The following is a 7,655-nucleotide window of genomic DNA, read 5'->3' on the forward strand; positions in this document are numbered from 1 at the left end:
CCTCAAGACGCGACATCCTGTCTGAAGACGCGACATCCGGCGTCCCGCTTCGCCGCGGGACGCCGCGCCGGGCTCAGCCGGCGATCAACTCGTTGGTGCGCTCGTACTCTTCCTTGGCGGACTCCAGCAGGTCTCGCCAGGACTCCACATCCGGCCTGCGCCTGAGCAGCGCACGCCGTTCCCTCTCCGTCATCCCGCCCCACACCCCGAACTCGATGCGGTTGTCCAGCGCATCGGCGAGGCATTCGGTACGGACGGGGCATCCACGGCAGATGAGCTTTGCCCGGTTCTGGGCGGCGCCTTGCACGAAGAGTGCGTCAGGATCCGCACCTCGGCAGGCGGCACGGGAGGTCCAATCCGTGATCCACATGTTCGACCCCACTCCCCTTAGGTGGTCAGTCGTCGTTTCGGCCGACGGGCGCGGGCGTCGGGCCTCCTGGTTGCAGTAGCCGCAGAGGAGAAAGTACGCAACGAAACGATCGAACCGACATACCCCGGGGGGACCAAATTCGTGCATGGTCATGTCAGGCCATGTGGCCGGGAATGACTAGTCCCCCCCGCCAAGGGGTAATGCGGAGCTGTGATGTCGATGCCGGGAGAGTCACCAAACGGACGTACCCTTGGATCCGTGCAAGCTCACGGCAAATCTCTGGCATCCCGGACAGGTGCGGCCCTGCGCCTCGTCGGCGCCGCGGGCGTCGCGGGAGTGCTGGCGGCGGCGATTGCACTACCCGCCGTGGGCGGGGCCGGCGTCACGGTCAAATCGAGCATCGAGACCCTGAGCCTCAAGCCGGCGAAACTCGACGAACCGCCGCTGCCCGAGAAGACGGTCCTGCTCGACTCGGACGGCAAGCAGATCGCCCAGTTCTACTTCGAGAACCGGGAATCGGTCCCGATGGACCGTATCGCGCCGATCATGCGTAAAGCGATCGTGGCGATCGAGGACTTCCGTTTCTACGAACACGGCCCGCTCGACGTCGAGGGCACCACCCGCGCCCTCGTCAGGAACATCACCACGGGCGGGGTGACGCAGGGCGGCTCGTCCATCACGCAGCAGTACGTGAAGCAGGTGCTGTACAACAAGGCGGAGACCGACGAGCAGAAGGCCGCCGCAGTCGCGCCGACCGTCGGTCGCAAGCTCAACGAGATCCGCTACGCGATGGGGATCGAGCAGAAGTACAGCAAGGACGAGATCCTCAACCGCTATCTCAACATCGCCTATTTCGGCGCCAGCGCGTACGGCATCGAGGCGGCGTCCAAGCGCTTCTTCGGCAAGCACGCCTCCGATCTGAGCCTGAGCGAGGCCGCCACGCTGGCGGGAGCCGTACAGGACCCGAACGCCACCGACCCCAACCGGGGCAAGGAGTTCCGCGACCGGCTGCTGACTCGGCGCAACGTCGTGCTCGACCGCATGCAGGAGCTGCACATCATCACCGAGGCCGAGCGTGACGCGGCCAAGAAGAAGAAGCTGGGGTGGAAGGACAAGGAGATCCCCGGCGGCTGCGAGGAGAGCGACTACCCGTACTTCTGCCTGTACGTGCGCAACGAGATCCTCAACGACCAGCAGTTCGGCAAGACCAAGAAGGCCCGTCAGGACTTCCTGGCCCGCGGCGGCCTGACGATCCGCACCACGCTGAACCGGAAGATGCAGAAGGCCGCCGATACGGCGATCAAGAAGTACGTCCACCCGTCGGACAAGCCGGTCGCCTCCGAGGCCCTGGTCGAACCGGGCACGGGTGCCATCAGGGCGATGGCCGCCAGCCGGAGGTTCGGCACCAGCAAGAAGAAGAACGAGATGTCGATCAACGTCGTGGCCGACGCGCAGCACGGCGGCGGCGCGGGCTTCCAGGCAGGATCGACCTTCAAGGTGTTCACGCTGCTCACCGCCTTGAAGGAGGGGTGGAAGATCAACGACGGCATCAGCACCGGCGCGACCTTCCAGGCCAGCGGTCCCTCGGCCTTCAAGGACTGCGACGGCAACCTGGTCGGTGACCCCCGGGTCGTCCAGCACAACTCCGAGGGCGGCAGCGGCGGGTTCCTGACCCTGCAGACCGGCACCTTGAAGTCGGTGAACACCTTCTTCATGACTCTGGAGCAGAGGGTGGGGCTCTGCGACGTCGTGAAGACCGCCAAGGACTTCGGCATCAAGCGCGCCGACGGCGCGAAACTGCGCGAGTTCCAGACGTTCACGCTCGGCTTCAACGAGATGGATCCGGTGACCGTGGCCAGCGCGTACGCGGCCGTCGCGGCACGCGGGAAGTACTGCAAGCCCATGGCGATCACTGAGATCACCGACCGCTACAACAAGGTGACCTCGTTCAAGCCGTCCTGCAAGCAGGCCATCGAGGCCGAGATCGCGGACGCCGCCACCTACATCATGTCGGGCGTGTTCACCAAGGGCACCATGTCGGCCGTCGGCGGCATCGGCCGGGACGCCGCCGGCAAGACCGGTACCGGCGACGAGTCGCGCACCGTCTGGTTCGCCGGGTTCACCCCCGACCTCGCGGGCGCGGTCAGCCTCGGCGACCCGCGCGGCCCGATTCGGTATCCGCTCCCTGGACAGGTGATGGCAGGCCGGACGTACGGCTCGGTCTTCGGCGCCACAGTCCCCGGTCCGATCTGGAAGGCCACCTTCCTGTCGGCGCTCAAGGGCATCGAACCCTCGTCGTTCGTCAAGCCGGACATGTCGAGGTTCGGCGGCTGCGCCCACCAGTGCGCTCCCCCGCCGAAGCCGAAGTCCGACCGGGGCGACGGCGGCGATCATGGCGATGGTCCCGGCGGCGGCGGTTTCGGCAACGGCCGTGGCGGCGGCCCCGGTGGTGGGCACGGCGGCGGGCCCGGCGGTGGTCGCGGTGGCCCGGGTGGCGGCGACTCGCCCTTCAACCCGTTCGGGTGATCCTTCTCCCGATGGGCCGCTCCTCTCTCCGGGGAGCGGCCCATCGGCTTTTCAGCCTCGCCGTGAGGCGTTTCCGGCCTCGGCTGCGAGGCGGAGTTCCCGGTCTCGGCCGTGCGGCCGGGTTTCCCGGTCTCGGCCTCAGGCGGACAGGCGGGCGCGTACGGCCTGGGCGACCCGGCCGCCCTCGGCGCGGCCCGCGACCTTCGGGTTCAGGATCTTCATGACCTGGCCCATGGCCTTGGGGCCCTCCGCGCCGCTCTCGGCGATCGCCGCGTCGACGAGCGCGTTCAGCTCGTCGTCGCTCAGCTGGGCGGGGAGGTACTCCTCCAGGACCGCCTGCTCGTCCAGCTCCGCCTGCGCCTGCTCGGCCCGCCCTGCGCCCGCGAACGCCTCGGAGGCCTCCCGGCGCTTCTTGGCCTCGCGGGTCAGCACCTTGATCACCTCGTCGTCGGAGAGCACGCGGGCCTCCTTGCCGGCGACCTCCTCGACGTTGACGGCGGCCAGAGCCATCCGGATGGTCCGGAGCCGTACCTCGTCACGGGCCTTCATCGAGGCCGCGAGGTCGGCCTTCAGCTTGTCCTTCAACGCACTCATGCGTCCATCTTGCCGTGCCCAGGCTCCCGACTTCGCCAGGTTATGCGGGAGGCGGGCCGTACGTCGGGCATCATGGCTGTGTGAGGAAAGCAGCCGCGATTCCCCTGTCCGTCCTCGGCCTCGGCATTGCCGGTGTCGGCTACGCCTCGGTGATCGAGCGAAACTGGTTCCGGCTGCGCCGGTTCGACGTCCCCGTCCTGGCTCCGGGCCAGCGGCCGGTCCGGATCCTGCAGATCTCCGACCTGCACCTCACGCCCCGGCGCCGCCGGCTGATCACGTGGGTGCGTTCGCTGGCCGCGCTCGACCCCGACCTCGTCGTGAACACCGGCGACACGCTGGCACACCCCGACGCCGTCGAGTCGTACATGTACGCCGTGGAGCCGCTGCTCGACCGGCCGGGCCTGTTCGTCTACGGGTCCAACGACCTCTACGCCCCCCGGCCGAAAAACCCCGCTCGCTATCTGTGGCGTACGTCCAAGGGGGACTCCCGGCAGCACGTGCCGAACCTGCCGTGGACCGAGCTGGGCGCCGCGATGCGGGAGGCCGGCTGGCTGGACATGAACAACACGACGGCCCGCCTCAAGGTGGCCGACCTCGACGTCCACGTGGGCGGCATCCACGACTCCCACATCGACCGGGACCGGTACGACGAGATCGCGGGCCAGGCCCCGGTGGACGCCGACCTGCGGCTCGGCGTCATGCACTCGCCCGAGCCACGCAACATGTCCCGCTTCGCCCAGGACGGATACCAGTTGCTGCTGGCCGGGCACACCCACGGCGGACAGCTGTGCATTCCCTTCTACGGCGCTCTGGTGACCAACTGCGGCATCGACCGCGCCCGCGTCAAGGGACTGAGCAGGCACGAGAGCTCCTGGCTGCACGTCTCGGCCGGGCTCGGCACCTCGCCGTACGCGCCCGCGCGTTTCGCCTGCCCGCCCGAGGCGACCCTGCTGACGCTCGTCCCCCGCCGCCCCGTCGTGCCGGATGACACAAGCAGCCGCAAAGTCCGCTAGACTTGCCGAGGCGCAGGACGGAAAGTCCAAGCGACCGGGGTGTAGCGCAGCTTGGCAGCGCGCTTCGTTCGGGACGAAGAGGCCGTGGGTTCAAATCCCGCCACCCCGACCAGGTAGTTGCAGGTCAAGGGCCTGATCGCTGGAGACAGTGGTCAGGCCCTTGATCGTTCGTTAGCGTGGCGTTAGTGGTTTGACCCGATCACGTAGCCGTTAGCAACACCAGGCAGCCCTAGAAATCACCCCGCTCGGTGTCCGGTTGAACCTTCGACCCCAAGGTCCAGGGAGCGATCGGCCTCGGAGCTGAACCGTTGCCAGTGGCTGAAGGCGGTCAGCGACAAGGGCGCGGGCGCTGCGATCGCCGCTCAGCCGGGTTGCGCGAGCGATGCCTCAACGGGGCACCGTCGGCAGGGCTACTGGCATCTATCTCACGTTCGATCGGGGGTTCTGGCGGCCTTGCGGTGGCGGAGCCGGAGGCGAGCCCACGTGATCAGCGCGATTTTCACCACGATGAGCACGATGACGATGTCGCCGGCAGCGGCGGTCCAGCGTGATTCCGCTATGACCGTGCCGGCCACGCCGACGTGCAGGCCGACGACCAGGAGGATGGCCAGCGCCAGGAGGATGGTCTGGAGCCTCGACCGGGAAAGCCCCCGCCGTGGCGTGGCTGTGCTCGCGCCGGTGTGCACGACGGGGCCGTCCGGGGTCTCCTGCCGCTGCCAGGTCACGGTCAGCGGCTCGCGGCGGCTGAACCGCTCGAAGTCGCGGGTGACGACGTCGCGTATCCGGGCTAGGCCCTCCTCGTCGGGTGCGTCGATGCGGACTGTGAGGGTGTCGGCGTCGGCGGTGAGCGTGCATTCGCCCCATGGGGTGAAGGTGACGGTTCCGCTGGTGTCCGACCATTCGGCGGTCACCCGCACCTCGCGGCGGGCCGTCGGTCCGTGCGGGTGGAGCCGGGCGGTGTGGCCGCCGCCCATGGCGGCCGCGTGCTTGCAGAACTGGGCGAGGTAGCGCCCGGCCCGTTCGGTCTGGATGCGAGCGTGCAGGATTGGCATCGGGGAGCTTTCTTGCTCGTCTGTGGTGGAGGAATCCGGCGTCGCGACGGCGGGGATCAGATCCGCGTGAGGGCGATGCGCCACGCCGGGATGCCGTCCTCGTCGGTGAGGCTGTCGAGGGTGGTCTCCTCGGTCGTGTCCACGCGCCAGCCCTCGGTGAAGCAGGCGGTGACGTCCTCGCGCATCAGGTGCCGTGGCCCCGAGCCGCTCTGGGGGCCGCGGAAGCACAGGACGAAGTAGCGCCCACCCGGCGGCAGCACCGCCCGCAGTCCCTGCAGGTAGGCGGCGCGGTCCTGTTCGTCGTCGATGACGTGGACCAGTAGCCCGCTGTCGAGCACGGTGTCGAAGGACTCGCCGAGCTCGGCCAGTCGCCTGACGTCGTGGCGGAGGAACCGGGCGTTCAGGCCCCGCTCGTGTGCCTTGCGTTCCGCGGCGTCGATCGCGGCGCCCGCGATGTCGACACCGGTGGCGTCGAGGCCGAGAGCCGCGCACATCAGCACGTGTTCACCGGTCCCGCAGCCGACGTCCAGGACCCGCCCGGAGATGGCGCCGGACCCGGCGAGAGCGAGGAACGCCGGCTGGGGACGACCGATGTCCCATCGCGGCCCACGGGCGTAGATCTCTTCCCAGTTCGGGTGCTTGGTGTCCATGCCGTGCGGGGCGGCGGCGCCGGGGTGCCGGCCGGTGGTCGCGTTCTGCATAAGAGGTCTCCGTTCTTTCTCTTCGAGACGATCAGCCATGGTGTCCCGGAGGTCGTGGCGAGATCGAATTTATCGATACATAGTGTCTACGGCAATAACATTATGTCGCACAAGAGGACAGCCTGTACGATCTGGACATGCCCAAGCTGTGGACCGAGACGATCGACGCGCATCGCGCAGCGGTCCGGGATGCCGCCCTGAACGCCACGGCGGCGCTGGTGGCCGAGCGCGGGCTGGTCTCGCTGACGATGTCGCAGATCGCCGAACGCGCCGGCGTCGGGCGCGCGACGCTGTACAAGTACTTCCCCGACGCCCAGGCCGTCCTCACCGCGTGGCACGAACGCCAGATCACCGCACATCTCGACCAGCTCACCGCAGCGGCCGAGCCGACCGAGCCGGCCGTCGTACGCCTGCGGGCAGCCCTGCAGACCTTCGCGCAGATCCAGCACCACTCGGCGCGCCACCATGGCGGTGAGCTCGCCGCACTGCTGCATCGCAGTGAACACGTCGACCGCGCGCGGCAGCGGCTACAGGAGTTCGTGGAGAACCTGATCGCCGAGGCCGCACGGGACGGGGATGTTCGTGACGACGTGGCGGCCGGGGAACTGGCCCGCTACTGCTTGCACGCCCTCACCGCGGCCAGCACGGTCGACGGCCATGACGCAGTCCATCGCCTGGTCGCGGTCACCCTGGCCGGGCTGGGCACCCCGCCTCCTCCGCTGTAATTTAACGGGATAGCCCCGGTGGCAGGAACGGCAGGTGCGCCTTTCAGGCACTCCGCTGGGCGGTGAAGACAGTGACCTTCGTCAGCTCATGGCGTTCTACCAGCGGGAAGACCAGGTCCAGCGCGTGGCGAATTCGATCGAGTTTCTGTGCGGGCAGGGAGTTCTTCCTGGCGATCGCAGAAGGCGCCCTTCCACCGTGCCAGGCGATCAGCAGGATGCCGCCCGGCCGGAGGATCCGGTGGAGCTCGTGTACACCCGCGTCGAGGTCGGGCCCTCCCCCCGAGGTGTGGACACCTTGAGTGCCAGATCATGGAGATCTGGAGACCGAGGAGTTCCTGGTGGTCATGAAGGTCTACCCGTCTGAGTTCAAAGCCGACGCGGTCGCGTTGTACCTGTCGGACCCGACCCGGACGATCACGTCGGTGGCCCGGGATCTGGGGATCAGCCGGGAAACGCTGCGGTTGTGGGTGCGCCAGGCCCAGGCGGCGGGCACCGCGCCGGCGAAGGCGAGGCCGGTGCCGAAGCGCTCGCAGGCCCCGCTACCGTCGGGCGACGTGGAAGAGGAGAACAAGCAGCTCAAGGCTCGGATCCGGGAACTGGAGCTGGAGCGCGACATCCTGCGCCGGGCGGCCAAGTATTTCGCCGGGGAGACCAATTGGTGAGTCGCTTCCAGT

Annotated in this window: 7 protein-coding genes, 1 tRNA gene and 1 pseudogene; 5 read left to right on the forward strand and 4 right to left on the reverse strand. The window is 68.4% G+C overall.

What is annotated here, in order from left to right; translation table 11 throughout:
• Window positions 1-73: 73 nt before the first annotated feature.
• Entirely contained in the window at window positions 74-370 is a 297-nt protein-coding gene (locus tag BXA11_RS30680) for a WhiB family transcriptional regulator (protein WP_030506755.1), read from the reverse strand.
• Window positions 371-628: 258 nt separating this feature from the next.
• Between BXA11_RS30680 and BXA11_RS30685 the strand changes: the two genes are divergently transcribed.
• Window positions 629-2,896, forward strand: coding sequence for a transglycosylase domain-containing protein (locus BXA11_RS30685; protein WP_076440095.1), 2,268 nt, complete (start codon window positions 629-631; stop codon window positions 2,894-2,896).
• A gap of 138 nt (window positions 2,897-3,034) precedes the next feature.
• Here BXA11_RS30685 and BXA11_RS30690 read toward each other — a convergent pair whose 3' ends face one another.
• Window positions 3,035-3,490: a GatB/YqeY domain-containing protein gene (locus BXA11_RS30690; protein WP_030506753.1), complete on the reverse strand. Its 456-nt coding sequence runs from the start codon at window positions 3,488-3,490 to the stop codon at window positions 3,035-3,037.
• Between the two features lie 80 nt (window positions 3,491-3,570).
• Between BXA11_RS30690 and BXA11_RS30695 the strand changes: the two genes are divergently transcribed.
• Together BXA11_RS30695 and BXA11_RS30700 are read left to right on the forward strand one after the other, a co-directional pair.
• Window positions 3,571-4,503, forward strand: a complete 933-nt coding sequence (locus tag BXA11_RS30695; RefSeq protein WP_030506752.1) for a metallophosphoesterase — start codon at window positions 3,571-3,573, stop codon at window positions 4,501-4,503.
• 35 nt (window positions 4,504-4,538) lie between these two features.
• A tRNA-Pro gene (locus BXA11_RS30700) sits at window positions 4,539-4,615 on the forward strand.
• 313 nt (window positions 4,616-4,928) lie between these two features.
• On the opposite strand, the gene BXA11_RS42515 is transcribed toward BXA11_RS30700, so the two are convergent.
• Both BXA11_RS42515 and BXA11_RS30710 read right to left on the reverse strand, forming a co-directional pair.
• The gene (locus BXA11_RS42515; RefSeq protein ID WP_076440098.1) at window positions 4,929-5,555 is read right to left on the reverse strand and encodes a DUF2218 domain-containing protein; all 627 of its coding nucleotides are present in this window, start codon (window positions 5,553-5,555) and stop codon (window positions 4,929-4,931) included.
• 56 nt (window positions 5,556-5,611) lie between these two features.
• A complete protein-coding gene (locus BXA11_RS30710) occupies window positions 5,612-6,256 on the reverse strand; it encodes a class I SAM-dependent methyltransferase (RefSeq protein WP_083744684.1) in 645 nt (214 codons plus the stop codon).
• A gap of 137 nt (window positions 6,257-6,393) precedes the next feature.
• On the opposite strand from BXA11_RS30710, the gene BXA11_RS30715 reads away from it, so the two are divergent.
• Both BXA11_RS30715 and BXA11_RS44925 read left to right on the forward strand, forming a co-directional pair.
• Entirely contained in the window at window positions 6,394-6,981 is a 588-nt protein-coding gene (locus tag BXA11_RS30715) for a TetR/AcrR family transcriptional regulator (protein WP_076440100.1), read from the forward strand.
• Between the two features lie 338 nt (window positions 6,982-7,319).
• Window positions 7,320-7,655: pseudogene (locus tag BXA11_RS44925) on the forward strand (transposase); the annotation flags it as partial.

The organism is Microbispora rosea, assembly GCF_900156315.1.
GTDB lineage: Bacteria > Actinomycetota > Actinomycetes > Streptosporangiales > Streptosporangiaceae > Microbispora > Microbispora rosea.